This is a genomic window from Saccharopolyspora erythraea NRRL 2338, from assembly GCF_000062885.1.
GTDB lineage: Bacteria > Actinomycetota > Actinomycetes > Mycobacteriales > Pseudonocardiaceae > Saccharopolyspora_D > Saccharopolyspora_D erythraea.
The window spans coordinates 80427-106033 of sequence record NC_009142.1 but is presented as its reverse complement, the minus strand read 5'-3'; the positions used below and the strand labels follow the sequence as shown (position 1 = coordinate 106033).

The following is a 25607-nucleotide window of genomic DNA, read 5'->3' as shown; positions in this document are numbered from 1 at the left end:
ACCTTCGGAAAGGCGGGAGAATGACCGTTTCCGAGCTCGACCACAAGGCCACCGGGTACAGCACGCGGCAGGCTTACTGGCTGGCCCGCGCGGCGGAGCTGACCTACCAGGACGAAGCGGCAATGCGGTCGGAAACGCAGAAATGGGGCTTCGACCGCTTCCACTACTTCTACACGCAGCACCACGAGCTGCCGATCGAGGACACCCAGGGCTTCGTCGCGGCCAGCGACAAAATGATCTTCGTGGCCTTCCGGGGCACCGAGCCCACCAACATCAAGGACTGGCTGACCGACGCCAGCGGCCCGGCCTCGCCCGGTCCGGGCGCCAAGGGTTTCGTGCACCTGGGCTTCCACCAGGCGCTGATGTCGGTGTTCCCGGAGATCGAGGACAAGATCGCCGAGTTCAGCAGCAACGGCCAGACGCTGTGGATAACCGGGCACAGCCTCGGAGGGGCGCTGGCCATGCTGGCCGCCGCCCAGCTGCACTTCGAGGACCCGAGGCTGCTGCCCGACGGCGTCTACACCTTCGGCCAGCCTCGCACCTGCGACCGGCTGCTGGCCAACGCCTACGACGGTGCGCTGAAGTCGCGGACCTTCCGCTACGTCAACAACAACGACATCGTGCCGCAGGTGCCGCCGGAACCGGTCTACCACCACGTCAGCACGCTCCGGTACTTCGACTCGAACGGCAGGCTGCGCGAGAAGAACAGCCTGCTCGGCGGCCTCGACGACAAGGCCAAGGGACTGACCGCCGACATGTTCGCGCCGGGAACGGACGGACTGCGCGACCACTCCATGGCGAAGTACGTCGAACTGCTGGAAAGGAACGCGAACTGACCTCCGCCGGATGCGGGTGGCCCGCGACGGCCATCCGCATCCGGTGAACCAGTCGGCGCGATCGCGCGTCGCATTGACGTGGCAGGGGTCTGGCAGAGCTGGGACACGTCGTCGTCACGGCGCTGCTCGCCGTTCCGGTGGCGGCGTTGGTCGTCGTGGCCCTTGTGCGCCTGCGCGGGCCGAACGCCGCGGACCGGCCCGCCGCGTGGCGGCGGTCGCTGTCGGAGGTCCTGGCGGTCGCCGGTACCGCGCCCTGGCTCTGGATGGTGCTGACGCCGAAAGCCGGCGACCGGGCGGTTTCCCCGGTGCCACTGCGGGATCTGCTCGAACTGCTCGGCGCACGGCCGGTGGCCATCGCCGTGCAGCTCACCTTAAACCTGCTCGTGCTCGCCGCGTTCGGCGCCGCCCTGCCGGTGCGGTTCGCCGCGATGGCCGGGCCCGCACGGGTCGCCGTCGCCGCCGCGTGCGCCGCGGCCTCGATCGAGCTCGCCCAATACGCTCTGCACCTCGGCCGGGTCACCTCGGTGGACGACGTGCTGGTCAACACCGCCTGCGCGGTCTTCGGCGCCCTGCTCACCCGGCGCTGGTGGAAATCCCCCCAGGTGACCGGGAAATCGGCGGAGCAGGCCGACCGGTAGCACGCACCTGGCGCTCCGGGATTCCGCAACGGAGCTTTCGGCGCGGCGGGTGCCGGATGTTCGTCGCACCGAGTGGCGCGAATTCGGTCGAAGATCGCTCAATCGTGCAATTGCCGCAGGTAAACGTGGTGGACGAACCTGGTCCAGCACCGTTGGACCGCGGCGGACTGGGATCAGGTGATGGACGTGGCGGCAGGGAACGCGGAACTCGATCCGCATCTTGAGGCGGTGCGGGCGAGTGTGCGGGCGGGCTTCCGCTTCCGCCACCTGCCCGACGCCGACGACGTCCACGCCCTGCAGGGTTTCCGGGTCCTGTCCGGCGCGATGGACGTCTACCTCGCCCGTGCCGCCGACGACGCGCTCGGCGCCCGCTACCGGCTCGAAGACCTCCAAGGGCCGAGTCCGGCGGCGCTGTGGCACCGGCACGGCACGGTCGCCGAGGTGGTGACCGCGCTGTTGGAACTCCCCGAGCACGGCACGCCGAAGGCTCCGAAGCTCGCCCACGCCCGGCCGGACGGCCTTTGGGTGCCGCACGGCGCGAACCCCTGACCGGCGAAGCGGCGAGGAACGTCCGCGCGGACACCCCTCGCCGTCGCGGCTACGGCGCGGCCCGCCCGGGCAGGGTCACGAAGCCCTTCTCCACCATCCAGTCGCGGGCGACGTCAGCCGGGTCGCGGCCCTCGACGTCGACCTGCGCGTTGAGCTTCATCAGCTCGACGTTGTTCAGCTGCGCCGACACCGGCGCCAACACGTCGGTGATCTGCGGGTACTGCCGCAGCATGTCGGCGCGCAGGGTGACCCCGAGGTTGTAGCGGGGGAAGAACAGCCGGTCGTCGTCGAGCACCTTCAGGTTCAGCGAGCGGATGCGGCCGTCGGTGGTGAACACCTCGCCGAAGGTGCAGGTGCCGCTGGCCGTCGCCTGGTAGATGCTGCCCGAGGTCAGGGTCTTGATCTTGGCCGGATCGGCCCTGAACCCGTAGGTCTGCTCCACCCCGGGCATGCCGTCGTTGCGGCTGGCGAACTCGGTGTCCACGCAGAAGGTGGCGTCCTGCGGGTTCTCGGCCACGACGCGCCGGACGTCCGACAGCTTGCTCACACCCAGCCGCTTCGCCGCTTCCTGCGTCATCGCGAAGGCGTAGGTGTTGTCCACGTCGAAGGTAACGGCGGTCCAGTCGATCCCGTTGCGCTCAAGGTCGAGCTTGCGCACCGCCTCGTACTGCCGGCGGGCGTCGGGGATCGGGTCGGTGTTGCCGTTGTAGCTGATCCACGACGAGCCGGTGTACTCCCACAGCACGTCGATCTGGCCGCTGGCCAGCGCGTTGCGCGCGCTGGCCGAGCCGGTGATGTTGCTCAGGTCGCGGACGTTGGCTCCGGCGGCGTCCAGCGCGAACTGGGCGATGTAGCTCAGCACGATCTGCTCGGTGAAGTCCTTGGACCCCACCGTGATCCGCACGCCCTCCAGCTCGGGGACCGGGCGGATCGAGCCGGGCGCGACCGGCAGCGGCACGGCGGAACCGGAGCTGAGCCCGCAGCCGCCGACCAGCATCCCGGCCATGCCTGCCGACATCAGCTTGAGCGCGGTTCGACGGTTCAACGCAGCCCCCTCGGCGACAGGTACTCCTCGGCGAGCGCGGCGAGCCAGTCGACCAGCAGCGCGAGCGCCATCGCCAGCACCGAGCCGACGCACATCACGGTCCAGTTGTTCAGCTTGTACCCGGTGTCGATCAGCTCGCCGAGACCGCCCGCGCCGACGAACAGCGCCAGCGTCGCGGTGCCGACGGCCAGCACCAGCGCGGTGCGCAGCCCGGCCAGGATGTAGGGCACCGACAGCGGCAGCTCGATGCGCAGCAGCACCTTCACCGCCGACATGCCGATGCCGCGGCCGGCGTCGACCAGCGAGCGGTCGACCTGCTGCAACCCGACCATCGTGTTGCGCAGCACCGGGAGCAAGGCGTAGACCGCGATCGGCAGCACCGCGATCCAGAACCCGGTGGAGCCCTTGGTGGCCAGGAAGAACAGCACCAGCAGACCGACCGACGGGGCGGCCTGGCCGACGTTGGCGATGCCGATGACCACCGGCGAAACCCGCCGCGCCCACGGCCTGCTGAGCAGCACGCCCATCGGTACCGCCACCACGACGACGATCACCGCCACCGCGAGGCTCAGCAGGAAGTGCTGCCAGGTCAGGCTGACGATGTTGGTGGCGTTGATGCTGCGCGCGGTGACCTCGTCGAGGTCCTGGCTGAACGCCCAGCCCAGCACCGAGCCGACGATGGCCAGCACCGCGACCGGCTGGAGCAGCAGCCGCAGCCGCTCGGCCCGCCTGGACCCCGAGTCGGAGGCGTACTGGCTGCTCATGACTCGGTTTCCTGGTCGTCGGCGTACTCCTCGCGCAACGCCTTGATGGTGTTCATGACGGTGTCGATGTCGACGACGCCGACGTACTCGCCGCGCGAACCGGTCACCACGGCGACGCCGTCGTCGTCGGTGAGGATCGCCTCCAGCGCGTCCTGGAGGGTCGAGGCCGGCGAGACGCTGTCCTCGACCGGGCGCCCGGCGCGGTCCAGCGACGAGACGGCGCCCGCTTCGCGCGCGGTCGCCCAGCGCAGCGGGCGCTTGCGCTTGTCGAGCACGAGGCCGATCGCGCCGCGGCGGGTGCCCAGGCGCTCGCGCAGCGCCCACGGCGGCTCGTCGGCCTGCGCGGTCGGCACCTGGCCGAGCTCGATCTCGCGCACCCGGCGCAGCGTGAGCTGCTTGAGCGCGGCGCCCGCGCCGACGAACCCGGCCACCGTGTCGTCGGCCGGGTTGGCCAGGATCGCCTCGGGCGTGTCGTACTGGAGGATCTTGGAGCGGTCGCCGAGCACCGCGATGCGGTCGCCGAGCTTGACCGCCTCGTCGAAGTCGTGCGTGACGAACACGATCGTTTTGCCCAGGTCTGCCTGCAGGCGCATCAGCTCGTCCTGCAGCACACCGCGGGTGATCGGGTCCACCGCGCCGAACGGCTCGTCCATCAGCAGCACCGGCGGGTTGGCCGCCAGCGCCCTCGCCACGCCGACCCGCTGCTGCTGCCCGCCGGAGAGCTGGCGCGGGTAGCGGGTGCGGTACTCGGAGGGGTCCAGGCCGACGAGGTCGAGCATCTCCTCGACGCGTTCGACGATGCGCGACTTGTCCCAGCCGACCAGGCTCGGCACCATGCCGACGTTCTCGCCGACGGTCATGTGCGGGAACAGCCCGGCGTGCTGGATGGAGTAGCCGATCTCGCGGCGCAGCTTGTCCGGGTCGAGACCGAGCACGTCCTGCCCGCCGATGGTGATCCGCCCGGAGGTCGGCTCGATGAGCCGGTTGATCATGCGCATGGTGGTCGTCTTGCCGCTGCCCGACGGCCCGACCAGCACCACCGTCTCCCCCGCGGGGATCGTCATGGTGACCGATTCGACAGCGGGCTGCTTCTGCCCGTGGTAGCGCTTGGAAACCTCCTCCAGGCAGATCTCCACCCCGTGCCCGGGCATCTCGATGTCGTTGTCAGCCACGAATACCTCTCGATGTGGTCAGGCGCCCGATGAGCACGAAGATCGCGTCCAGCAGCAGCGCGAGGACGATCACGCCGAGGGTCCCCGCCAGCGCCATGTTCACCGCGTTGGCGCCGCCGAGCTGGGAGAGACCGCTGAAGACCAGGTTCCCGAGCCCGGGGCCCTTGGCGTAGGCGGCGATGGCCGCGATGCCCATCAGCATCTGGGTGCTGACCCGCATGCCCGCGAGGATCGCCGGCCAGGCCAGCCGCAGCTCGACCCTGGTGAGCACCCCGAACCGGCTCATGCCGATGCCGCGGGCGGCGTCCAGGATCGGCTGGTCGACTGTAGACAGCCCGACGATGGTGTTGCGCACGATCGGCAGCAGCGCGTACAGCACCAGCGTCACCACCGACGGCGCCACGCCGAGCCCGAGGAACGGCAGCAGCAGGCCGAACAGGGCGAACGACGGGATCGTCAGGACCGCGCTGGACAGCGCGGTGGCGATCGCCGCCCCGGCGGGGCTGCGGTAGACCGCAACCCCGACCAGGACGCCGACGATCGTCGCCAGCACGATGCACTGCACCACCATGCTGGCGTGCTGGTAGGAGTCCACCAGCAGCAGCTGCCACCTGGAGGCGACGTAGTCCAGGAAACCCACTGGACTATTCGCTCCCGCTCGCGGACTTCGCCTTGGAGTCCGCGTCGTCCTCCGACTCGTCGCCGTTTTCCGACGGCTCGGCCGGGGAGACCTCCAGCTGGAAGTCGCCGTCGTGCTCCTCGGTACCGATGATGACGGCCTGCTCCAGAACCTCGGCACCCTTCTCCTCGCGGAGGGTGATCCGGTCGCTGCGCAGGTCCCGCATCAGCGCGACGCACATCAGCACCATGATGATCGCGAACGGCAACGCACCGATGAAGGTCAGGTTCTGGATGCCCTGCAGCGCGGTCTCCTGACCGCCTCCGATCACCAGCATGATCGCGGCGACGGCACCGGTGGCGGCACCCCAGAAGATCACGACCCACTTGCTCGGCTCGATCGAACCGCGCTGGGACAGCGTGCCCATGACCACCGAGGCGGCGTCGGCACCGGAGACGAAGAAGATCGCCACCAGGACCATGACCAGCACCGAGGTGACCAGCGTCAGCGGCATGTGCGCCAGCACGTCGAAGGTCTGCGCCTCCGCCGAGCCGTCGCCGTAGACCGGCTGACCGCCCTGCTGGGTGTTGATGGCCGCGCCACCGAAGATGGCGAACCACACCAGGCTGACCACGCTGGGGACCAGCAGCACGCCACCGATGAACTGGCGGATGGTGCGGCCCCGGCTGATGCGGGCGATGAACATGCCGACGAAGGGCGTCCAGGAGATCCACCACGCCCAGTAGAAGACGGTCCAGCTCGAAAGCCAGTCGAGCATGTCCGGACCGCCGGTCGCACCGGCGCGGGAGGCCATCTCACCGAAGTCGCTGAGGTAGGAGCCCAGCGTGGTGGGCAGCAGGTTCAGGATGAACACGGTCGGGCCGACCACGAACACGAAGACCGCCAGCAGCGCGGCGAGCACCATGTTGATGTTGGACAGCCACTGGATGCCCTTGGCCACGCCCGAGACCGCCGAGGCGATGAAGCAGATCGTCAGGACGACGATGATCAGCACCAGGATGGTGGTGCCGGTCTCGCCGATCCAGTTCGCGGCCTGCATGCCGCTCTTGATCTGCAGCGTGCCGATGCCCAGCGAGGCCGCCGAGCCGAACAGCGTGGCGAACAGCGCCAGGATGTCGATCAGCCTGCCGATCGGCCCCTCGGCGTTGCGCTTGCCGATCAGCGGCAGGAACACCGCGCTGATCAGCTGCTTGCGGCCGCGGCGGAAGCTGCTGTAGGCGATCGCCAGACCCGCGACGGCGTAGATCGCCCACGGGTGCAGGGTCCAGTGGAACAGCGACGTGGCCATCGCGGTCTTGATCGCCTCGTCGGTCTCGCCCGGGACGCTGCCCGGCGGCGGATCGACGAAGTGCGACAGCGGCTCGCTGACGCCGTAGAACATCAGACCGATGCCCATACCGGCGCTGAACATCATCGCGATCCAGGAGATCGTCCTGAACTCCGGCTTCTCGCCGTCCTGCCCCAGCGGGATCCGTCCATACCGGCTGAACGCCAGGAACAGGGCGAACACGACGAAACCGGTCGCGGCCAGCACGAAGCCCCAACCGAGGTTGGACATCATCCAGCTGAAGGCCGCCTGCGAGCTGGTGCTGAGCGAGTCGGTGGCCAGCACGCCCCACGAGACCAGGCCGAACATGATCGCGGCGGTAACGCCGAAGACCACCCAGTCGGTGCGCGGGTGGTCGGTCAACTGCGGCGAACCAGGTAGTTCCGTCGAGTGCGGGCCCGGGGACGGGCCACCGCTTCCTTGCTGCGTATCGGTCGACACAGGTTTCGGCGCCGACTGCTCGACGCCCCCTCCTCTCCGTCGTCAGTTACGACGGCCAGGAACCTCGCACCCGTCTCCCACTGCTCGTACAGGATCGATCCTGACCGTCTGCAACCCATAGACCGTGACCCAAACGGGGGACCAAGGCAAGCTCACCTGCGGTCGGCGTGGCCGAACCGACACCTAGACTTGACCGCTGTGACGATCCAGCTGACACCGGCGAAGGGCGCGCTGCGCGTCCTCCGCGGTGCCGGTCTGGCCATCACCTCGGCGTCACTTTCCGTAGCAGCGCACATGACATCTGGCGGCTCGTTGCCCGATCCGGGCACGACCGCTTTGATCACCGCGTTGCTGTCCGGAGCCGGTGTGGCACTCGCCGGTCGCAGGCGTGGGTTGCCGAGCATTGTAGGGGCCCTGGCCGTCGCCCAGCTGGCACTTCACGTATTTCTCCAGCTAGCGGGCTCTCACCAGGGCACTCCGGGACACCTCGTCGCACCGTTCGACCCGGTTGGGATGTCGGCCGGGCACGCCCTGGCGGCGCTGCTGACGGCGGTGCTGCTGGCCCGCGCGGAGCGTGCACTCTTCGTAATCGCCCGGTTGCTCGGCCTGTTCCTCCCCCCGAGCCAGCCACGACTACTCACGGTCACCAAACCTGGGGTCATTCGCGCACCCGCACGCCCGGTTCGCATTCCGTCACACCAGGCGCACCTGCGGCGGCATCCGCTGCGCGGGCCGCCCGCGCACTCCTGGTGATCACGTGGCGTTCGCGCCACCCGATCGTTGTCGATTCGTCACTTCACCCGCACGCGTCGAAGCGTGCGGTCATTCGCATGACCAGGAGTTCTGTCCCCATATGTCCCCTAAATCCGCAAGAAGAATTCTGTCCCGTTCGACCGCCTCGGCCGCGGTTGTCGGGATCGTCGCGCTCGCCTCGGCGGGCACCGCCTCCGCCCACGTCTCGGTGAACCCGGACGGCGAGGCCGCCAAGGGCGGCCACGCCAAGGTCGCCTTCCGGGTGCCCAACGAGCGGGACGGCTCCGGCACGGTGAAGATCCGGGTGTCGCTGCCGCTGGACCACCCGCTCGGCTCGGTCCGGACCAAGCCGATGCCGGGCTGGACCGCCCAGGTGGAGAAGGTCGCACTCCCGCAGCCGGTCGTCGTGGCCGGCGCGCAGGTGACCGAGGCGGTGTCGGCCATCACCTGGACCGCGCAGCCCGGCAATCGCATCGCCCCCGACCAGTTCGACGAGTTCGAGGCGACGCTCGGCACGCTGCCCACCGACACCGACCAGTTGCTGCTGCCCACGGAGCAGACCTACGACAACGGCGAGGTCGTCCGGTGGGACGCCCCGACGCCGCCCGGCGGCGAGGAGCCCGAACACCCGGCGCCGACGCTGGAGCTCGTCGAAGACTCCGAAGGCGGTCACGGTCAGCACGGCCAGCCCGGTCAGCAGGGGCAGCACGGCACGGCCGAGCAGGCAGAGCCCGCGCACGCCGCCCAGTCCGCCGACGACACCGCCCGCTACCTGGGCGGCGCGGGCCTGGGCGTCGGAGCCCTCGCGCTGGGCATCGGCATCGGCGCGCTAGCGCGGAGCAGGAAGGCCAGGTCATGAGGCGGTTCGTCGCGGTCGCGGCGCTGTCGCTCACCGCGCTGCTCGGCGGGGCGGGCACCGCCCTCGCGCACAACGTGCTGATCGGCAGCGACCCCACCGAGGGCGCGCAGCTGGAGGTCGGCCCGCAGCAGGTGCGGCTGACCTTCGACCAGCCGGTCCGGGCCGGGGAGGGCTACAACACGGTCAACGTCGTCGGACCGGACGGGACGTACTGGACCGACGGCGCGGTGCAGGTCGACGGCACGTCGGTCACCGCACCGGTGCGGCAGCTCGGACCCGCGGGCACCTACACCGTCGGCTACCGGATCCTGTCCGCCGACGGGCATCCGGTGCCGGGCAAGGTCACCTTCACCCTGACCAAGCCGGGCGGCGGCACGCCGGCCCAGCCGCCCCAGGCCCAGCAGGAGCAACAGTCGGCCGAGTCCGGCGGCATGCCGGTCTGGCCGTGGGTCCTCGGCGCGGTCGTGCTGGTCGGCGTCGGCCTGACGCTCGCACTGCGGATGGGCAGGCCCACCGGCAAGAACTGAGCCGCGCGGGGTGGTGGGGCGCCGGCGCCCCACCACCCCGCGGCAGGTCTCGCCAACTCACCGCGGGAAGACCGTGGCCTGCCAAACCGCTGCGGGAAGAACGTCGTCGCCACTCGCCGCGGGGGCTCGCCAACCACCGCGGGACGTGGCCCGCAACCTTCGCAGGCCCACAAGCCGCGGGGCTCACCACAAGCCGCAGGCGCCATTGCCCCAGCTACTCGCCGCGCGGTTGGTCGTGGCTCGGTACTCCCCGCGCTGCGGTCGTGGCCCACCTACTCCCCGTTCAGCGGGTCTCGGCCCCACCTACTCCCCGCTCAGCGGGTCTCGGCCCAACTACTCACCGCGCTGCGGTCGTAGCCCACTACTCACCGCGCTGCGGTCGTGGCCGGAAACCGGTGGACCGGCGGAATACACTGTTGATCATGATCGAGCGCGCCCGCGCGCACGGCCTGCGGGTCCGGCCGGTGTCGGTCGACGAGACCGGCTGGGACTTCCGGGTCGTCCACGCCGTCGACGACGACGGCGTCCGCTGGGTGCTGCGCGCCCCGCGCCGGCCCGAGGTCGCCCGGCTCATCGACGTGGAGGCCCGGGTGCTGGAGCATCTTCGGCCCCGGCTGGCGGTCGCGTTGCCGGACTGGGAGATCCGCGCCGCCGACCTGGTGGCCTACCGGCGGCTGCCCGGCAGGCCGATGGCCGACGAGGACCCGCTGACCCTCGCGTTCGACTGGCGGGCCGAACCCACCGACGCCTTCTTCCGGGCGTTGGGCGAGGTCATCGCCGAACTGCACCGCACGCCGGTGGCCGAGGCCGCCCGGCTCGGCGTCCCCGTGAGCAGCGCCGACCAGCAGCGCGCCGAGGTCGCCCGGCAGCTGCGCGAGGCCCGCGCGCGGCTGCCGGTGCCGGCGCACGAGGTCCGGCGCTGGGAGAGGTGGCTGGCCGACGACCGGTTCTGGACCGCCGAAACCCGGCTCGTGCACGGCGACCTGCACTTTGGTCACACGCTGGTCGACGGGTCAGGAGCGCTGGTCGGGCTGCTGGACTGGACCGACGCCGCGGTCGCCGACCCGGCGCTGGACTTCGCCGCGCCGCGGCTGGCGTTCGGCCCCGACGGGCTGGACCGGCTGCTCGGCCACTACGCGGAGGCGGGTGGCACCGTTCCCGAGCTGTTCGGCGAGCACATCGCCGAGCACACCGCGTTCCGCTCCAGCGCGCTGCTCGGCCTGCACGGACTGCGCCTCGGCAACCCCGGGTACGTCGCGATCGCCCGGGCCCGGCTGGCCGACCAAGATCGCAAACGTTCGGCGCGGACGAAGTCGTGTGCGGTCCACCAGGAATTATTCCGCGATGCGAAAAATCGCGACTGTCGCTGAACGGTCACTCACGTTCGGTGAGTTGCTCCAAAGGTGGCCGCTTGGTTGACTCCATACGGCGCAACGCGGCCTTGCCGCGGCGCTCGAGTTCGCGCCGGCTGATCCAGCCCGCCGCGTAGTGCCGGTACGCCTGGCCGAGCATGACCATCTCCGCCAGGTGGTCGGCGCTGCGCTGCCTGGCCTCCGGCGAGAGCTGCGGGAGCAGCGCGACCTGAGCGTTCACCACGTCGTCCAGCACCTGCGCCGAGCGCAGCGCCCGCTTGCCACGCCACCTCGGGACCAGCTTCGCCCGCCTCATGTTCGCGATCTCCATCGACAGCCCGTCCGGTCGCCTGACAGCTCTGGCCACTTCTGGTTTACATGCAGAATGGTGAATCTGTCTCCCAGAATCACTAAACGATACGAGCGTGTCGAACAAGTTCGCCCGAACGTACGAAAGTGTGAGGCGCTGTCATCCACTAGTTGTAGGGCGCCCACTGCGCAGTGACATCACCGGCTCGCATCGTGCGGAGCCTGCGGCGCAGCTCACCGCGGATGCCGGGATTGCTGCGCAGGATCGGCAGCACGCTGACGGTGATCTTCAGTTCGCGCAGGTCGCGCAGAACCTGGAAGCCCTCCCACGCCAGCAGATCGAAGCCGTAGGCGCGGGCCAGCTCTTCGTAGCGCTCCGGCGGATGCCCCAGCCGCAGGCGTCCCACGGCCATCGGGGTCAGGTCCCACTCCGGCGGGCCGACGCACAGCGAGTCCAGGTCGCACAGCACCGGACCGCCAGGTGTGACGATCAGATTCCCGAGGTGGGCGTCGCCGTGGACCACACCGCGCGGAAGCGGGAAGCGCAGGGCGTCGAGCCGCTGCTCGACGTCGTCGCAGCGCTGCTCCAGGAAGTACCGGTCGTCGGAGTCGAGCTCCTCGGCGTCGAAGAGCCTGCGCCGGACGTCCTCCATCGGCCGCCATTCCGGCAGCGTCGTGGGCCGCGGCAACGAATGCACCCTGCGCAGCAGCCTGCCCAGGTGCGCGCCGGTCGGCCGTGCACCGGTGTCGGGCACCGAACGCCACAGCGTCGCCAGATGCCCGCCCACGCGCACCGGCTGCCGGATGCCCGGCAGCAGCCGCACCGCGGGCACGTCGTGCTCGGCGAGCCACCTCGCGGCCTCGACAACGTTGACAGCACGATATGAAAAAGACGGCGCGAGGACGATGCGCACGATCACCTGCTCCCGTTCGAGCAGGAAGACCCCGTTGTTGACGAACCGGAGCAGCCGCGCGTCACGCGAGTCGAGCCCGACCGCGGCGCATATCTCGGCCAGCGCCAGCGCCAGCTTGGGCCGGGTGTACCGGCCGTCCTCCATGGGGCGTGTCTGGAAACTCATCATCAGCCAACCGATGCCTGCCCGGGCGGAGCCCCGGCCGCCTGCCTCCGGTGGCGGCGCGGGACCGCCCGCGCCGCCACCGGGGCGTCCGCCCGGCGAGCTCCGGCCTTCACACTTCGCGGAACCGCCGGATCTCCTCGGAGAGGTCGCGGGCGTCGGAGTTCATCCGGTGCCTGCCCGCCTCCAGCTCCAGCGGCCGCAGCCGGTCGGCGACCCTGGCGGACTTGACCTTCTCGCCGATCGCCAGCGCGGTCCTGCCGACCTTGATGCCCTGCTGCAGGTCACCGGCCCGGATGTGGTTGGTGGCCTGCAGGCTCAGCCCGAACACGTGGGTGCGTTGCATGTCCGTGCCGTAGGCCTCGTTGCACTTGATGGTCTCGGCCACCGCGATCGGGGCGTAGCGGTCCGGGTCGAACACGGCGAGCGCGTCGTTGGCGGAGCCGATCATGCCGTGCAGATCGTTCTCGGTGAAGAACCGGACCCAGTCCGGGGCGTCGTTGACGTCGGCCCTGGCGAACTCGTCCTTCGTGCGCCCGACCATCTTCTGCACCTGGTCTGGCTTGTTGAGCATGCCGTAGGCCCACGCCTCGTTGGCGCACAGCACGGCGACGGTGAGCGCCGAGCCGGACTCCTGGGCCGCGATCTGGCCCAGCTGGAACAGCTTCAGGGCCTCGTTGGGCTCCTGGTAGTGCAGGTAGACCCGGCCCATCCGGTAGAGCACGCTGGCCACGAGGCTGTCGTCCTCGGCCTGCTTGGCGAACTCCAGCGCCTTGCCGAAGTGCCCGCGGGCCGGATCCAGCAGACCGGTGTCGAACGAGGTCCAACCGGCCAGGCTGTGCATGTCGGCCAGCGACACGAACAGCTTCCTGCGCACCTGGTCGGTCGCCGTGGCTTCGAGCAGTTGCTGCGCCCAGGAGAGCTGGGCGACCACCGCGTCGCGACAGGTACCTCCGCCGTAGCGGTAGTCGAGGTCTCGCAACGCCTTCGTCGCGGCCTGGATCTGTTGCACGTCGGTCATGCCGATGCGGCCCGGGGCCGGCGTCTGGGCGCTCGCGGGCACCCAGCTGCTCTCCTCGGCGCCGAAGACGGCCGCACCCATGGTGACAGCCGCGGCATGGGACAAGAACTTCCGACGCTTCACCGACTCGTCCTCCTCAGCCTGGGAGTCGCTGGTCGAGTTAGCGACCCTCACTGCCGTCGCCCCGTCGTAGGCGAGGCCCATGTACCCCCTCGGTATTCCCAGCCCGTCAGCGATGCGTGCCAGCACGTCATATGCCATGACCTGCCGACCCTTGAGGATCTCGGACACCTCGGACTGCGACTGCCCGGTGGAGGCCGCTATCTGGCGTTGCGAAACACCGTGCCTGCGAAGCTGCTTGTAGACCTCGCTGATGTTCCGGTTCGCCAGGGCGTCCCGCATCGGTCGCTCGTTCCACACGTCGGGTGTAACGGGCGAGCCGCTGGAACCGATGATGTTCATTTGGACCCCCTCACGCACTGACGGGCGTTGGTCGCAGAGTAAGGGCACTCCAGCAAGTCGGTGAAGTGCTCTTCGTCGGAGGTGATCGGCGGGGGTGAAGTCCGCCGACCGCTCGTCGTCGCCGTCGGCCCGGTCGTCGCCTACCGACTAGGCGAAGTGGCCCGACACGCATCAATCTAGTCGTGGGTAAGCAACCGAGTACGGAGAGGAACCCCGACGACCGTGGACAGCACCGAGCAGCAGGGAGACCCGGCCGGTCCGGCCGAGTCCTCCGGCGGTGCCGGCGACCGCACCAGGTGGTGGCGGTTCCACTGTCGGGACGCGACCAACGCGCCGCGGGACCTCACCGTGCTGGTGAACCGGGACAAGGTGGTTCTCGTCGGACCGCCGGGCGAGACCGCAGTGCTTTCCACCGGCGGAGCCGGTGAGCTGAGCACCGCGCTGCGGGCTGCCGCTGAGCAGGCGAGAAAGTGACGGTGAGGTTGCGGTGGACGAGATACTGGGACAGGTGCTGCGCAACGCGGTGTGGGAGCGGCTCGACGTGCTCACCGAGCTGGCGAACCGCGCGGACGCCCCTTCCCTGCTCGCCGTGGCGCGCTCCGAGCTCCCTCGTTTGACCGAGGGGTGGCGCACGCTGCTCTCCGCTCACGACGCCGACGAGAAGGGCAACTGCCCGGAGTGCTCGAGCCGCTGGCGCCCGTGCAAGGCACCCTGCACGGTGTGGCGCTCGGCCTACGAGCACCTGGTGAGCGGCGCCCTGGCGCCTCGTCCCGCACGGCACCTGCGCCCCGCGCACGCTCTGCGCGAGGTGGCGCCGGTGCCGTAAAGCCGGCGGTCTCGGTCCCGGAAGCAACATCCTCCTCCCCGACCCGGAACCAGACCGAGAAACCGCCTCGTGGTGGCCGACGGACGTGGACGTCGTGAACCCCCGACCTCGACATCGCGGTCGTCGGCCACCACATCGACCTCCAACTCCACAGTGGACCTCCGCCCGCGGCCGACAGGCCGGGCGGACCGCAGACATCCGCGGACCGGTGCCGAAGCACTCCCCTCCCCCGACCGGTACCGGTTCGCGGATTTCCAAGCCTCTCCGCATCCGTCCTCCCCGACCCGGACGCGGAGTGTGAAAAGGCCCCGGCACTCGTTTCCCCGGACGAGTACCGGGGCCTTTCGCTTGTCCCGGTGCTTTTCGGTCGGAGCGGGGCTTTCGGCAGGACCGGGGCCTTTCGCTCGGCGGGCTACTTCCGCCGCAGGCGGACGCGTTCGGCGAGGGCGTCGTCCAGGCGCAGCCCGCCGGACGCCGACGGCCTGGTGTGCTGCGCCGGGACCATCATCAATGGCTGACGGGGTCCGAGCAGCGGCGAGTACACCGGGACGAAACCCTGGTCCAGCACCGCGATCGCGAAGTCGACGGCCACGTGCCCGCGGGGGTCGAGCACCCCGGTGCCCTGCCACGGCAGCAGGCCCGACCCGCCGAGGTAGGTGAAGCCGCAGCGACCCGGCCGGGCCGCGCTGACGGTGAGCCGCACCCGGTGCGGGAACAGCTCCTCGTAGCCGAGTTCCTCGTCCACCCGCAGCGTCGCCAGGTATCGGACGACGGTGTGCCAGGCCCGGCTCAGCACCGCGGCCCGGCCCCGCCGGACCTCGTCCGGCACCGCCGGGTCGGCCGTGTTGTAGATGTCGGCGTAGACCAGCGTCGACCAGGTGAGCCGGTCGACGCCGGCCGGTACGGTCACCGGGACCGAGTACACCACCGACATCAGCATCTCCCGGAAGAGGCGCATGGACTCGCCCAGCGCTCCGTCCATCATGGACACCCGGTGGTCGACTCCGTCGAGCGTGCGCAGCGGGTTCGCGGTGATGTCCAGGCCCTGGAGGGCCTGGTAAATCTCGGCGCGGTACCGCGCCAGCCGCGCCGCGCGCCGCGCGGGCAGGTCGGGACCGAGCCGCTGCCGGGCGACGGTGTCGATCTCCTCGACCGTCGTGCAGTCGTCGATGCCGACCAGCCGCACGTACTCGCGGAGCTTTCGGCTGTAGGCGCCGGTGATGGCGGCGGGGCGGGGCCGGAAGTGCCTGCCGTCGGTGAGGATGTTGAAGTGCACGCCGGGCGGGTAAACCGCGCTCACCGCCTGCCGGAGCTCCCGCAGCCGCGCCAGCCCGCCCAGCTCGGCGAGGTCGGGCAGCGGACCGAACGCCTTGAGCCGGTTGAGGCACTGCTTGACCGGGAAGCCCAGCAGCACGATCTCCAGCGGCTCGTCGCGGGAGACGAACGGGCCGGCGTCGCGAAGCATGTCCTCCCACCGGTAGTTCGAGCGCGAGCCCTTGAGGAACTGCTTGCGCGTGAACACGTGGTGCAGCGCCCGGATGACCTGCTCGAACCCGGGTTCACCCTGGTCGAGCCCGAACTTCACGCGCGCGCCGCGCGCGGTCCTGGCCGCCGAGCGGTCGGCGTCGGCGAGCACCGAACCGACCAGCGACAGCGTCTCCCGCTCGCTGAGGTGCACCGCCCAGTCGCGCGAGATCCGGTTGCGCCGCATGGCACCGATCTGCAGCTCCTCCAGCGAATGCGTGTTGGACAGGCTCGGTGCGGCACGGCGCGGGACCGTCTCGAAAGTCGAGATCACCGGCGCCTGGTCGCCGAGCGGCTGCCCCGGCCGCCGTTCGGTGGCCATCCCGGGGATCTCCACGGCCACCGCTCTGGCCCCGGTGAACTCCTCGGTGAGCGCGACGCGGTTGCGCTGCAGGTCGTCGAAGACCGCGACGACGTCGATGTCGCCGAGCTCGCGCAGCTTCTCGACCTTCAGCTCGGAGATCGGCCTGGTGCGGTCGTCGGGCATGCACAGCAGCGCCGCGTCCGGCACGCCCGCCGCCGCGAGCACCGCCTCGGTGTGGGCCCGCACGCGTTCCCTGCGGCCGGTGCAGAACACCACGCGGCCGCCGCCGTCGTGGACGTCCCACACGAACCGCGCGAGGCCGGGGTTGACGGTGTCGGTCCGCAACCGCTCCCACGGCCGGGAGAACGCGCGGAAGAACTCGGCGTGCACTTGCCGCCAGTCCACCGTCGGGTACTTGCGGCCGAGGCCGCTGAGGTCGACGAAGTTGTCCCAGGCCGATTCGGAGAAGTTGGGCAGCACCGGCAGTGAACCCGGCCGGGCGAGCTCGAGGATGCCCTCGGGCGCACCCGGGCGCGGACCGGAGACCGCGCGGGCCGCGTCGAGCGTCCTCCGCATCGGCAGGATCCCGCACAGGTCGAGGTCGATGACGACCACGGGCTGCGGCAGGTCGCGTTTCCAGCGCCGTTTGCGGGTGCGCTCCTCGACGGCGTGCAGCACTTCCTTGAGCACCCGGTCCTGGTCCTCCGGCACGCTGTGCGCGAAGCCGCGCAGCCCGTGGTCGCCGGCAAGCAGCTCGGCCGTGCGCGGCCGCAGGAACCGCAGCTCCTCGGCGGTCACCTGGTCGACCGCCGCTCGCACCGCCGCGTGCGGGTGCCCTCCGCCCGCGAAGCCGATCGCGGCGAAACCGGCGGTCAGCTCGTCGAGCGTGCGGGTGAGCCCGTCGGCGGCAGCGGTGACCTCGGCCCCGGTCGGCTCCGGCCGGACCTCGCCGGGGTCGGTGACCACCGCGCGGCCGGTGAGCTGTAACTCGGTCGACAGCTCGAAGCCCGCGCCGTCGGGGTTCAGCGAGAGCAACGCGAGCCGGTGGTCGTCCAGCGCCAGGCGGAAGGTCCGCAGCAGCGGCCGGACCAGGTGGTCGAGGAAGTAGCCGAGCTCGTCCTCCCGGTGCTCGAAGCGGTTCTCGATCACCAGCCGCAGCAGCCCTGCCCGGCCGCCGGCGGTCGGGCGCAGCAGTGCGGGCAGACCAGCGACGACTGTGCCGCCGGGATGCCCGGGATGCCTCGGCGAAGGCTCGATGCCCTGCAGCAACAGCACGGAGTCGGCGTCGGCCAGCGCCGCCGGTACGGCCTGCGCCGCGCAGTGCATCCGCAGCACCGGGTCGGACTCCACCGCGGCCGCCAGCGCGGACCAGTTGCTGAGCTGGCTGCGCGCGCCACCGAGGTCGGTGGCGCGCAACCGGACCGGCGGGCCGGCCTCACCCCGGACGGTGATCACCCCGCCGTTGTCGTCGACGACCAGGTCCGGTCGCTCCAGCCCGCCGCCGCTGGCGGGGAACAGCATCGAACCGTCCGACGCCACCAGCGGGGCGAGGAAGTGGCGGAGGTCGGTGCCGCAGTCGGCCGTCAGCCGCTCCAGCCGGTCCGGCGGCACCGCGACCCAGCGGGTCGCGCCCGCGGCGGGCACCTCGCCGGACAGCGTCCGGGTCAACCGGTGCAGCCAGGCCGGATCGTGCGTTCGGCGGGTCCGCCGCAACCTGACCAGCGCGCGGTACAGGTCGGCCCAGGTCGGCGCTTCACCCAGCGGCAGCCCGACACCGGCGCCGGGTCCGGTCAGCCGCCACGGTGCCGGCTCGACCCGGAGCCCGTAGGCGCCGTCGCGGAGCATGGCGTTGGCCTCCGCGACCGCCAACGGGGACCACAGGTCCCGTCGACGCCAACCGTCCAACGGGCGCTCTCCTCTTGTCGGTGCCCCGCAGCGGGCGAGGGCCTGCGACGCGGTCACCGGGCGCGCCGCGAGCCGGCCCAGGCGGCCGCGAGCCGCGGACCGGGCGGCGCTTGCCGGGTGGCCCTGGCCGGTGTCCACCGCATGAGCACAGCACGAGGGGGACCGGAAGAACGAGAGGCGGCGCCGCAGTTACCCACGATGACCCTTCTGTCGCGGACCGAGAAGACTCGAACACGCTAGATAGTGACCCTTCGCACTGGCAACGTGACCGAATGCATACGCCGTCCTGGCCCCCACCGGCCCCGCGCGGGCGGCGAAAGCGGCTGTGCACCGGCGGAACGGCTCCGCGGTCACGGTCAAGGCGTTCCCGGGCGAAACACCCGACCGGCTGATATAGGTTTCGGCATGTCCGAAGGGCACGAAGAGTGCCGGAACGAGAGACTTGAAGCATCGGGGCCGCCGGGTCCCGGTGCACCAGACCGCCGGGCTCCGCCCCTCGGCGACGATGGAAGGGCTCCCCTGAAAGAGAGTCACGGTCGTGGTCGGCAAGATGGTCAAGAACATGATCAAGGAGTCGCCTTGCCCACCGAAGTAGCGCCCCTGCGCCGCAAGCCGGTTCAGCAACGCAGCGCCCAGCGGGTCGAGAAGATGCTCGAAGCCTGTGCCCAACTCATCGACGAGGTCGGTTACGACGGGCTGTCGACCACGCTGATCGCCGAGCGGGCGGGCGTGGCGGTCGGCTCGCTCTACCAGTTCTTCCCCGACAAACGCGCCGTGGTGCAGGAGCTGACCCTGCGCAACCTGGACCGGTTCGTCCGCACGGTGTCGGCGCGCTTCGAGGGCGTCGAGATGGCGCACTGGTGGGACGCCGTGGACGCGGTCTTCGACGTCTACATGACCATGCACCGCGAGGTTCCCGGGTTCAGCCGCCTGCACTTCGGCGACGTCGTGGACCTGCGGCTGCTCGACGCGAGCAAGGACAACAACACGGTCATCGCCGAGAAGCTGACCTCCCTGATCGCCGCCGAGTTCGACCTGGAGGCCGCCGACCTGATGCTGCCGCTGTCGGTGGCGGTGGAGGCCGCCGACGCGGTGCTGCACCTGGCTTTCCGCCGCGACCCCGCGGGCGACCCGACGCTGGTCACCGAGGCGCGGGAGCTGGTCCGGGGCTACCTGGCCAACCGGCTGCCCGACGATCAACCGAAGGACCTGCCCTCCCCGCGGTAGGTGGGCACCGAGTCGGCCACCCGGTCGCCGTCGACCAGGTGGTACTCGTTGAACCGCTCGGCGAGCTCGCCGGCCTTGGCGTGGCGGAACCAGACCCGGTCGCCCAGGCGCAGCCGCCGGGCGGCGTGCCCGGCGACCGGCGTCTGCACCTCGCCCGCGCCTTCGACGGCGGTCAGCTTCAGCCCCGTGGGCAGGTAAGGCGTCGGTGCGCGGTCGGCGCCGACCGGCCCGGACGCGATGTAGCCGCCGCCGAACACCGTCGCCACCCGGCCGCCGGGGCGGTGCACTACGGGCAGCGCGAACAGCAGGGCGGGCTCCGGCCGGAAAGACCGGTACGCGTCGAACAACGTCGGCCCGACCAGCCCGGACCCGGCGGCGACCTCGGTGACGGCGGACTCGGCGGTGGTGGTCTCGATGCTGCCGGTGCCGCCGCCGTTGACGAACTCCAGCTCGGCCAGTTCCCGGATCGCGGTGACGATCTCGGCCCGGCGCCCGGCGAGCTCGGCGGCGGACCGGCGCTGCATCCACCGCACCCCCGCCCCGCGCAGCGGGCTGCCGGGCGGGGCATCACCGAGCCCGGCGATCTGGCCTTCGTAGGCCATCAGGCCCGCGAGCCGGAACCCAGCGCGGCGCACCACTGCCTCGGCGAGCCGCCGCGCGTCCGCGGCGGTGTGCACCGGCGAGCGCCGGGTGCCGATGTGCATGGCGGGCAGCGGCCGCCAGGACGCGTCGATGTCCAGGCACACCCGGATTTCCGGGCGGCGCGTACCGACGGCGGCGTCGACCAGGTCCAGGTGCTCGACCGAGTCGACCATGATCGTGATGGCGGCCGCGGCCGTCGGACGCGCCACGAGTTGGCGCAGCGCTCCCCGGTCGGCCGTCGGGTAGGCGACCAGGACGTCCTCGCTGAGTCCGTCGCCGTGCAGCCAGAGCGCCTCGGCGAGGCTGTAGCACATGAGGCCGGCGAAGCCGGGCGTCGTCAGGGTCCTGCGCAGCAGTTCCCGGCACCGCACCGACTTGGTGGCCACCCGCACCGGCCGTCCCGCCGCACGTCGCACCAGGTCGGCGGCGTTGCGGTGGAACGCGTCGAGGTCGGCCACCGCGAACGGCGGGTCGAGTTCGATGGTGGCCGTGTCGAGTCGTCGCGACTCGGGGAGCGCCTTGAGCACGTTTCACACGGTAGGCCGACAACCCTTGTTATGTGAATCATATTCACATAATTTCTCCCCACCGAGTGTCATCCGGAAAGGGCTCGCTGTGACCAGATGGACGAACTGGGCGGCCACCGAGACCGCCGACCCGGCACGGGTCGTGGCACCGCGCGACGCCGAGGAGGCCGCGTCGGAGATCCGTGCCGCCGTCGAGGCCGGCCGGCGCGTCCGCCCGCTCGGCACCGGGCACTCCTTCACCGGAGTCGGCGCGCCCGAGGACGGTGGCGTGGCGCTCGACCTGTCGCACTGGACCGGCGTGGTGGGCGTCGACGGCGAGCTGGTGACCGTCCGCGCCGGCACGCCCCTGCACCGGCTCAACCACGAGCTCGACGAGCTCGGCCTGGCCATGGCCAACCTCGGTGACATCGACCGGCAGACCGTCGCCGGGGCGATCTCCACCGGCACCCACGGCACCGGCGCCGCGCTCGGCGGCCTGGCCACCCAGGTGGAGGCCGTGGAGCTGCTGCTGGCCGACGGCTCGCTGCGCCGCTGCTCGGCGACCGAGGCCCCGGAGCTGTTCGCCGCCGCACGGGTCGGTCTCGGCGCGCTGGGCGTGGTCCACACCGTGACGCTGCGCTGCGTGCCCGCCTTCGACCTCAGCGCCGACGAGCATCCCGAACGCCTCGACAGTGTGCTGGAGCGGTTCGACGAGCTGGCGCGGGACAACGACCACTTCGAGTTCTACTGGTTCCCGCACAGCTCCAACACGCTGGTCAAGCGCAACAACCGGCTGCCCACCGGAACCCGCCCGGAGCCGTTGGGCAGGCTCCGGCACTTCGTCGAGTACGAGATCGTGGAGAACCGGCTGTTCGGCGCGCTGTGCCGGATCGGCCGCGGCATCCCGGCGACCGTGCGCCCTTTCAACCGGCTCTCCGGCGCGGTGCTCTCGGCCCGGTCCTACAGCGACCGCTCGCACCGGGTGTTCGTGACCCGGCGCGACGTGCGGTTCGTGGAGTCCGAGTACGCGGTGCCGGTGGAAGAGCTGGGTGCGGTGATCGGCGAGCTGCGCTCGGCCGTGGGCACGCTCGAACACCCGGTCATGTTCCCGATCGAGGTGCGGGTCGCCGCCGGCGACGAGGTGTGGATGTCCACCGCGTACCGGCGTCCCTCGGCCTACATCGCCATCCACCAGTTCGTCGGGATGCCCTACCGGCACTACTTCGAGACGTTCGAGTCGATCGTCGCCTCGGTCGGCGGTCGCCCGCACTGGGGCAAGATGCACCGGCTCGACGCCGCGGCACTGCGCTCGCGCTACCCGCGGTTCGACGACTTCCTGCGGGTGCGCAAGTCCGTCGACCCGGGCGGCGCCTTCGGAAACTCCTACCTGGACCGCGTGCTGGGCGCCTGAGCCTCAGCGCCTGTTTTGATCCTTGAAGCGGCGCAGCCGCTTGGCCCACCCCCGCAACCGGCACCGCCGCGGGTTCTCAGGCGTCCTCTGGCGAGGCGTGATACGCGAGAAAAGATCCCGGAGCCAGAGGGCGCCTGAGTGCCTGTTTTTGATCCCCGGGGGTGGGGTGGAAGAGGGCCTTTGCTAGTGATCGTGACACCACATCAAGATCGACACAGCAAAGGCCCGATCCGTTTGTACACCACAACAGCCCAGGACAGCTCTACCGCCCGCCCACGCCGCTACCCGACCGACACCACCGACGCCGAGTGGGCATTGATCGAACCGCTGCTGCCCACTCCGGCGTGTGAGACCTCCAGCGGCGGTCACCCGGAACAGCACCCGCGTCGCGACGTGGTCGATGCCATCCGCTACGTCATCGACAACGGCTGCAAATGGCGCGGACTGCCCGCGGACTTCCCTCCGTGGCAGACCGTCTCCGGCTTCTACAACCGCTGCAGCCGCGACAACGTCGTCCTCGCCCTGCGTGACAGCCCGCGCGAGCAGATCCGCACCCGCGCCGGACGCCACCACCAGCCCAGCGCGGGCGTCATCGACTCCCAATCCGTGCGCGCCGCCGAAACCGCAGGCCGCGACACCCGCGGCTACGACGCGGGCAAGAAAGTCAACGGACGCAAACGACACATCACCACCGACACACTGGGCCTGCTGCTGGGCGTGTGCGTCACCGGAGCCCACGTCACCGACCGACGCGGCGCCGAACTCCTCCTGCGCTACCTCCGCACAACCCAGCAGCGGCTCAGCCTGCTGCGGGCCGACGCGGGCTACGCGGGCCGCCTGATCACCTGGGCGGACACCGCCCTGGGCATCACCCTGCACATCGTCCGCAAAATCACCGGACAGATCGGTTCCCAGGCACTACCCCGACGCTGGGTCGTCGAACGCACCCTGTCCTGGATCACCCAAGCCCGCCGCACCGTCCGCGACTACGAACGCCTGCCCGCCCACTCCGAAACCGTCATCAACTGGGCCGCCATCACCCTCATGACCCGCCAACTCACCCACCAACCAAGATCAAAAACAGGCACTGAGGTTCCGCCACCGGCACCGCCACGCAGGGTGGGTTCCAAGAAAGCCTCAGGCGACGGCCGCCCGCACGCCATCGGGGATCGGGGTGTCGCCGTTGACCGCTTCGAGGATCTTGCCGGCCGATGCCGGTTCGTCGAGCAGCGCGATGATGACCGACGCGACGTCGGCGCGGGTGATCTCGGCCCTCGCGACCGACGCGCCGATGCGGACCCGTCCGGTCGGGGCGTCGTCGGTCAGCCTGCCGGGCCGCAGGATCGTCCAGTCCAGGTCGCGCTCGCGCAGGTCCTGCTCGGCCGCGCGCTTGGCGTCGAGGTAAGCGGCGAAGACCTCGCCGATGTCCGGTGGGTACGGGCCTTCGGTGCCCATCGCGCTCACCTGGACGAAGCGCCGCACACCCGCGCGTTCGCACGCGTCGGCCAGCACCGCCGACGCCGCGCGGTCCACTGTGTCCTTGCGCGCCACGCCACTGCCCGGACCCGCCCCCGCGGCGAACACCGCGGCGTCGAACCCCTCGATGCGGCCCGCGAGTTCGTCGGCGCCGACCTGCTCGAGGTCGGCGACGATCGGCACGATCCCGTCGGCGCGCAGGTCGGCCTCGTGGTCGGGGTTGCGCACCAGGCCGAGCGCGGAGTCCCCGCGCGCGGCGAGCGCCGCACCGAGCAGCCGGGCGATCTGACCGTGTCCACCAGCTATCGCGACTCGCATGCCCACAACCCTAGTTCGGTGCCCGCCCGGTCGCGCTCGACGGCGATCGCGGCGCCTCAGCCGCGGGTCGGGGCCGGCGCCTCCACGGCCAGCAGTTGCTGGTAGACGACCTCGTTGATCCAGCGCGAGACCGCGGTGTGCTCCACCGGCGGCTGGTCGTCGAAGCAACGGCCTTCCAGCTCGCTCTGGACAGTCTCACCGTCGGCGGAGAGCACGCCGATGCCGAACTGCCGCGCGCGGATCAGGCAGGTCGACATGAAGTCCGGCGCGACGGTGACGCTGCGCGGCACGACGATCGCGGTGTTGGTGAACCGCGCGAAGGGCACGGCGGCGGTCAGCGCGCTGCGCCAGTGCCGGGCGGGGGCGAGCACGCCGGTGACCCTGGCGGCGGGCGGCGGCACCCGGCCGTCCATCTCCGGCCAGACCCAGGTGGCGATCTCGGCCCGGTCCAGCACCGGTTCGCTGCCCAGGCAGAGCCGTTCGGCGTGCGCGTCGGGCACCAGGTCGGCCACCGGCACCACGTGCCTGCCCAGCAGCTTCAGCGGCGGCAGCAGGCTGCCGGACCAGCCCAGCACGCGCACCGACTGCTCGGCCAGCTTGCCTATGGAGGACGGTAAGTCCAGCGGTGACCGCACGTGGGCCGAGCAGACCCGAATCTCGTTGTCGATCGCGGTACGTCCCGGCGTTCCGGTCACGGTCTTCCGCCTCCCTCGAAGCACTGCGAAGGCCACTGGGCGTGGTGGTACCGATGACTAAAACAGCTCAGCGGCGTTCGCAGGCGGCGCGGCGACGGCTTCTGCGACCGGCGGACGGCAGCGGTCGGTGACTGGTCGATGAACGACAACTCGACTTCAGCCCGGCGATCCTCCATTCAGGTGACTTCGGGGGCATTAGAGCGAAAGTACGCCGTCGGCGGCCGGGTCCTTCTCCAGCAGCCGCTGCCGGATCGACTCCGCCGCGGGCAGCAGCGGCTTCACCAGCTTGACCACCTCGGCCCGCACGCTGTGGGCGACCAGGCCGAGCGCGGCGACGACGGAGCCGGTCGCGTCGCGCACCGGGACCGCGACCGAGCAGTTGCCCAGGCTCATCTCCTCGGTCGCCTGCGCGAAGCCCCGGGCTCGCACGCCGTGCAGCTCGCGTCCGAGCCTGCCGGGCTCGGTGATCGTGTAGGGGGTGTGCCGGGAGAGCCCGTGCTCGCAGCACTCCTGCAGCAGCGACGCGGGTGCGTGGGCGAGCAGTACCTTGCCGACGCTGGTCGCGTGCAGCGGCAGCCTGCCGCCGCTGCGGGAGACGATCGGCACGGAGGTGTGCGCGGTGAGCTTCTCGACGTAGACGGCCTCGGTCCCGTCGCGCACGGCCAGGTGCACGTTGTCGCGGGTTGCGGCGCACAGCTCCTGCATGAACGGCAGCGCGACCTGGCGCAGCGTCGAGTTCACCGGCGAGAGCAGGCCGATCTCCCACAGCCGCAGGCCGATCGAGTACCGCCCTTCGGGGTCGCGGTGCAGCGCCCCCCAGTGCTCCAGCTCGCGGACCAGGCGGTGCGCGGTGGCCAGCGGGATGCCCGCGCGGCGGGCGATGGCGGTCAGGGTCAGCCGGCTGTGGTCGATGTCGAAAGCCGTCAGGACGCTCAGTGCACGCGCCGTGACCGAACGACCGGCATCTCGGCTGTTGCCCGCCATTTCGTACCTCCTGTCGTG

At 70.8% G+C, this 25607-nt stretch carries 24 protein-coding genes and 1 pseudogene; 12 read left to right on the top strand and 13 right to left on the bottom strand.

Features of this window, described 5'->3' with window-relative positions; all coding sequences use genetic code 11:
- Window positions 1–20 precede the first annotated feature (20 nt).
- From SACE_RS00390 to SACE_RS00380, 3 genes are all read left to right on the top strand, one after another.
- Window positions 21–836 carry a lipase family protein gene (locus SACE_RS00390; RefSeq protein ID WP_009949860.1) on the top strand — a complete coding sequence of 272 codons (816 nt, stop codon included), beginning with the start codon at window positions 21–23 and terminating at the stop codon, window positions 834–836.
- A gap of 155 nt (window positions 837–991) precedes the next feature.
- Entirely contained in the window at window positions 992–1474 is a 483-nt protein-coding gene (locus SACE_RS00385; RefSeq protein ID WP_011872936.1) for a VanZ family protein, read from the top strand.
- 180 nt (window positions 1475–1654) lie between these two features.
- The gene (locus SACE_RS00380) at window positions 1655–2023 is read left to right on the top strand and encodes a hypothetical protein (RefSeq protein ID WP_009949862.1); all 369 of its coding nucleotides are present in this window, start codon (window positions 1655–1657) and stop codon (window positions 2021–2023) included.
- 49 nt (window positions 2024–2072) lie between these two features.
- Here the strand turns inward: SACE_RS00380 and SACE_RS00375 are convergent, their stop codons facing one another.
- From SACE_RS00375 to SACE_RS00355, 5 genes are read right to left on the bottom strand one after another with little or no spacing between them, the layout of a single operon-like run.
- Complete coding sequence (locus SACE_RS00375; RefSeq protein ID WP_009949863.1) at window positions 2073–3029, bottom strand: glycine betaine ABC transporter substrate-binding protein; 957 nt, start codon at window positions 3027–3029, stop codon at window positions 2073–2075.
- Window positions 3030–3064: 35 nt separating this feature from the next.
- Window positions 3065–3832 (bottom strand): ABC transporter permease, encoded by a 768-nt coding sequence (locus SACE_RS00370; RefSeq protein WP_009949864.1) that lies wholly within the window; start codon window positions 3830–3832, stop codon window positions 3065–3067.
- Window positions 3829–4983 (bottom strand): ABC transporter ATP-binding protein, encoded by a 1155-nt coding sequence (locus SACE_RS00365; protein ID WP_031334447.1) that lies wholly within the window; start codon window positions 4981–4983, stop codon window positions 3829–3831. The genes SACE_RS00370 and SACE_RS00365 overlap by 4 nt, the downstream gene beginning before the upstream one ends.
- 13 nt (window positions 4984–4996) lie before the next feature.
- Window positions 4997–5644, bottom strand: a complete 648-nt coding sequence (locus tag SACE_RS00360) for an ABC transporter permease (protein ID WP_009949866.1) — start codon at window positions 5642–5644, stop codon at window positions 4997–4999.
- Between the two features lie 4 nt (window positions 5645–5648).
- A complete protein-coding gene (locus SACE_RS00355) occupies window positions 5649–7334 on the bottom strand; it encodes a BCCT family transporter (protein ID WP_009949867.1) in 1686 nt (561 codons plus the stop codon).
- Between the two features lie 276 nt (window positions 7335–7610).
- Here SACE_RS00355 and SACE_RS37305 point away from each other — a divergent pair, with 276 nt between their 5' ends.
- The 4 genes from SACE_RS37305 (at window position 7611) to SACE_RS00340 (ending at window position 10921) form a co-directional block, all read left to right on the top strand.
- Complete coding sequence (locus SACE_RS37305; RefSeq protein ID WP_011872933.1) at window positions 7611–8165, top strand: hypothetical protein; 555 nt, start codon at window positions 7611–7613, stop codon at window positions 8163–8165.
- A 100-nt stretch (window positions 8166–8265) separates the two neighbouring features.
- The gene (locus tag SACE_RS00350) at window positions 8266–9024 is read left to right on the top strand and encodes a YcnI family copper-binding membrane protein (protein ID WP_011872932.1); all 759 of its coding nucleotides are present in this window, start codon (window positions 8266–8268) and stop codon (window positions 9022–9024) included.
- The gene (locus SACE_RS00345) at window positions 9021–9551 is read left to right on the top strand and encodes a copper resistance CopC family protein (protein WP_009949870.1); all 531 of its coding nucleotides are present in this window, start codon (window positions 9021–9023) and stop codon (window positions 9549–9551) included. Before SACE_RS00350 ends, SACE_RS00345 begins: the two co-directional genes overlap by 4 nt.
- 422 nt (window positions 9552–9973) lie before the next feature.
- Entirely contained in the window at window positions 9974–10921 is a 948-nt protein-coding gene (locus SACE_RS00340) for a macrolide 2'-phosphotransferase (RefSeq protein ID WP_011872931.1), read from the top strand.
- Window positions 10922–10925: 4 nt separating this feature from the next.
- Here the strand turns inward: SACE_RS00340 and SACE_RS00335 are convergent, their stop codons facing one another.
- The 3 genes from SACE_RS00335 to SACE_RS00325 all read right to left on the bottom strand — a co-directional run bounded on the left by SACE_RS00335 (window position 10926) and on the right by SACE_RS00325 (window position 13771).
- Window positions 10926–11219, bottom strand: a complete 294-nt coding sequence (locus tag SACE_RS00335; RefSeq protein ID WP_231849891.1) for a hypothetical protein — start codon at window positions 11217–11219, stop codon at window positions 10926–10928.
- Window positions 11220–11379: 160 nt separating this feature from the next.
- Entirely contained in the window at window positions 11380–12270 is an 891-nt protein-coding gene (locus SACE_RS00330; protein ID WP_009949876.1) for a phosphotransferase enzyme family protein, read from the bottom strand.
- A 130-nt stretch (window positions 12271–12400) separates the two neighbouring features.
- On the bottom strand, window positions 12401–13771 hold the full coding sequence (locus SACE_RS00325) for a helix-turn-helix domain-containing protein (protein ID WP_009949877.1): 1371 nt from the start codon (window positions 13769–13771) through the stop codon (window positions 12401–12403).
- A 222-nt stretch (window positions 13772–13993) separates the two neighbouring features.
- Here SACE_RS00325 and SACE_RS00320 point away from each other — a divergent pair, with 222 nt between their 5' ends.
- On the top strand, window positions 13994–14245 hold the full coding sequence (locus tag SACE_RS00320; protein ID WP_009949878.1) for a hypothetical protein: 252 nt from the start codon (window positions 13994–13996) through the stop codon (window positions 14243–14245).
- 13 nt (window positions 14246–14258) lie between these two features.
- Window positions 14259–14597 (top strand): hypothetical protein, encoded by a 339-nt coding sequence (locus SACE_RS00315; RefSeq protein ID WP_009949880.1) that lies wholly within the window; start codon window positions 14259–14261, stop codon window positions 14595–14597.
- A 412-nt stretch (window positions 14598–15009) separates the two neighbouring features.
- Here the strand turns inward: SACE_RS00315 and SACE_RS00310 are convergent, their stop codons facing one another.
- Window positions 15010–18330: an L-tyrosine/L-tryptophan isonitrile synthase family protein gene (locus SACE_RS00310; protein ID WP_011872929.1), complete on the bottom strand. Its 3321-nt coding sequence runs from the start codon at window positions 18328–18330 to the stop codon at window positions 15010–15012.
- A 579-nt stretch (window positions 18331–18909) separates the two neighbouring features.
- Here SACE_RS00310 and SACE_RS00305 point away from each other — a divergent pair.
- Window positions 18910–19557: a TetR/AcrR family transcriptional regulator gene (locus SACE_RS00305; protein WP_009949882.1), complete on the top strand. Its 648-nt coding sequence runs from the start codon at window positions 18910–18912 to the stop codon at window positions 19555–19557.
- Here the strand turns inward: SACE_RS00305 and SACE_RS00300 are convergent.
- Window positions 19527–20726 (bottom strand): amino acid deaminase/aldolase, encoded by a 1200-nt coding sequence (locus tag SACE_RS00300; RefSeq protein ID WP_009949884.1) that lies wholly within the window; start codon window positions 20724–20726, stop codon window positions 19527–19529. The genes SACE_RS00305 and SACE_RS00300 overlap by 31 nt on opposite strands.
- 88 nt (window positions 20727–20814) lie before the next feature.
- Between SACE_RS00300 and SACE_RS00295 the strand changes: the two genes are divergently transcribed.
- Both SACE_RS00295 and SACE_RS40020 read left to right on the top strand, forming a co-directional pair.
- Entirely contained in the window at window positions 20815–22116 is a 1302-nt protein-coding gene (locus SACE_RS00295; RefSeq protein ID WP_009949885.1) for a D-arabinono-1,4-lactone oxidase, read from the top strand.
- 138 nt (window positions 22117–22254) lie between these two features.
- Window positions 22255–23103 (top strand): annotated as a pseudogene (locus SACE_RS40020) (IS5 family transposase); the annotation flags it as partial.
- 150 nt (window positions 23104–23253) lie between these two features.
- Here the strand turns inward: SACE_RS40020 and SACE_RS00290 are convergent.
- From SACE_RS00290 to SACE_RS00280, 3 genes are all read right to left on the bottom strand, one after another.
- Window positions 23254–23910: an SDR family oxidoreductase gene (locus tag SACE_RS00290; RefSeq protein ID WP_011872926.1), complete on the bottom strand. Its 657-nt coding sequence runs from the start codon at window positions 23908–23910 to the stop codon at window positions 23254–23256.
- Between the two features lie 56 nt (window positions 23911–23966).
- Entirely contained in the window at window positions 23967–24605 is a 639-nt protein-coding gene (locus SACE_RS00285; protein ID WP_009950411.1) for a hypothetical protein, read from the bottom strand.
- A 195-nt stretch (window positions 24606–24800) separates the two neighbouring features.
- Window positions 24801–25589 carry an IclR family transcriptional regulator gene (locus SACE_RS00280; RefSeq protein ID WP_009950413.1) on the bottom strand — a complete coding sequence of 263 codons (789 nt, stop codon included), beginning with the start codon at window positions 25587–25589 and terminating at the stop codon, window positions 24801–24803.
- Window positions 25590–25607 lie beyond the last annotated feature (18 nt).

What these genes read in the sequence shown, in the direction of transcription:
- SACE_RS00390 (WP_009949860.1), top strand. Translation starts at nt 21, where the DNA reads ATGACCGTTTCCGAGCTCGACCACAAGGCCACCGGGTACAGCACGCGG.
- SACE_RS00380 (WP_009949862.1), top strand. Translation starts at nt 1,655, where the DNA reads ATGGACGTGGCGGCAGGGAACGCGGAACTCGATCCGCATCTTGAGGCG.
- SACE_RS00375 (WP_009949863.1), bottom strand. Translation starts at nt 3,029, where the DNA reads ATGGCCGGGATGCTGGTCGGCGGCTGCGGGCTCAGCTCCGGTTCCGCC.
- SACE_RS00370 (WP_009949864.1), bottom strand. Translation starts at nt 3,832, where the DNA reads ATGAGCAGCCAGTACGCCTCCGACTCGGGGTCCAGGCGGGCCGAGCGG.
- SACE_RS00365 (WP_031334447.1), bottom strand. Translation starts at nt 4,983, where the DNA reads ATGCCCGGGCACGGGGTGGAGATCTGCCTGGAGGAGGTTTCCAAGCGC.
- SACE_RS00350 (WP_011872932.1), top strand. Translation starts at nt 8,266, where the DNA reads ATGTCCCCTAAATCCGCAAGAAGAATTCTGTCCCGTTCGACCGCCTCG.
- SACE_RS00345 (WP_009949870.1), top strand. Translation starts at nt 9,021, where the DNA reads ATGAGGCGGTTCGTCGCGGTCGCGGCGCTGTCGCTCACCGCGCTGCTC.
- SACE_RS00340 (WP_011872931.1), top strand. Translation starts at nt 9,974, where the DNA reads ATGATCGAGCGCGCCCGCGCGCACGGCCTGCGGGTCCGGCCGGTGTCG.
- SACE_RS00335 (WP_231849891.1), bottom strand. Translation starts at nt 11,219, where the DNA reads ATGAGGCGGGCGAAGCTGGTCCCGAGGTGGCGTGGCAAGCGGGCGCTG.
- SACE_RS00330 (WP_009949876.1), bottom strand. Translation starts at nt 12,270, where the DNA reads ATGGAGGACGGCCGGTACACCCGGCCCAAGCTGGCGCTGGCGCTGGCC.
- SACE_RS00325 (WP_009949877.1), bottom strand. Translation starts at nt 13,771, where the DNA reads ATGAACATCATCGGTTCCAGCGGCTCGCCCGTTACACCCGACGTGTGG.
- SACE_RS00290 (WP_011872926.1), bottom strand. Translation starts at nt 23,910, where the DNA reads ATGCGAGTCGCGATAGCTGGTGGACACGGTCAGATCGCCCGGCTGCTC.
- SACE_RS00280 (WP_009950413.1), bottom strand. Translation starts at nt 25,589, where the DNA reads ATGGCGGGCAACAGCCGAGATGCCGGTCGTTCGGTCACGGCGCGTGCA.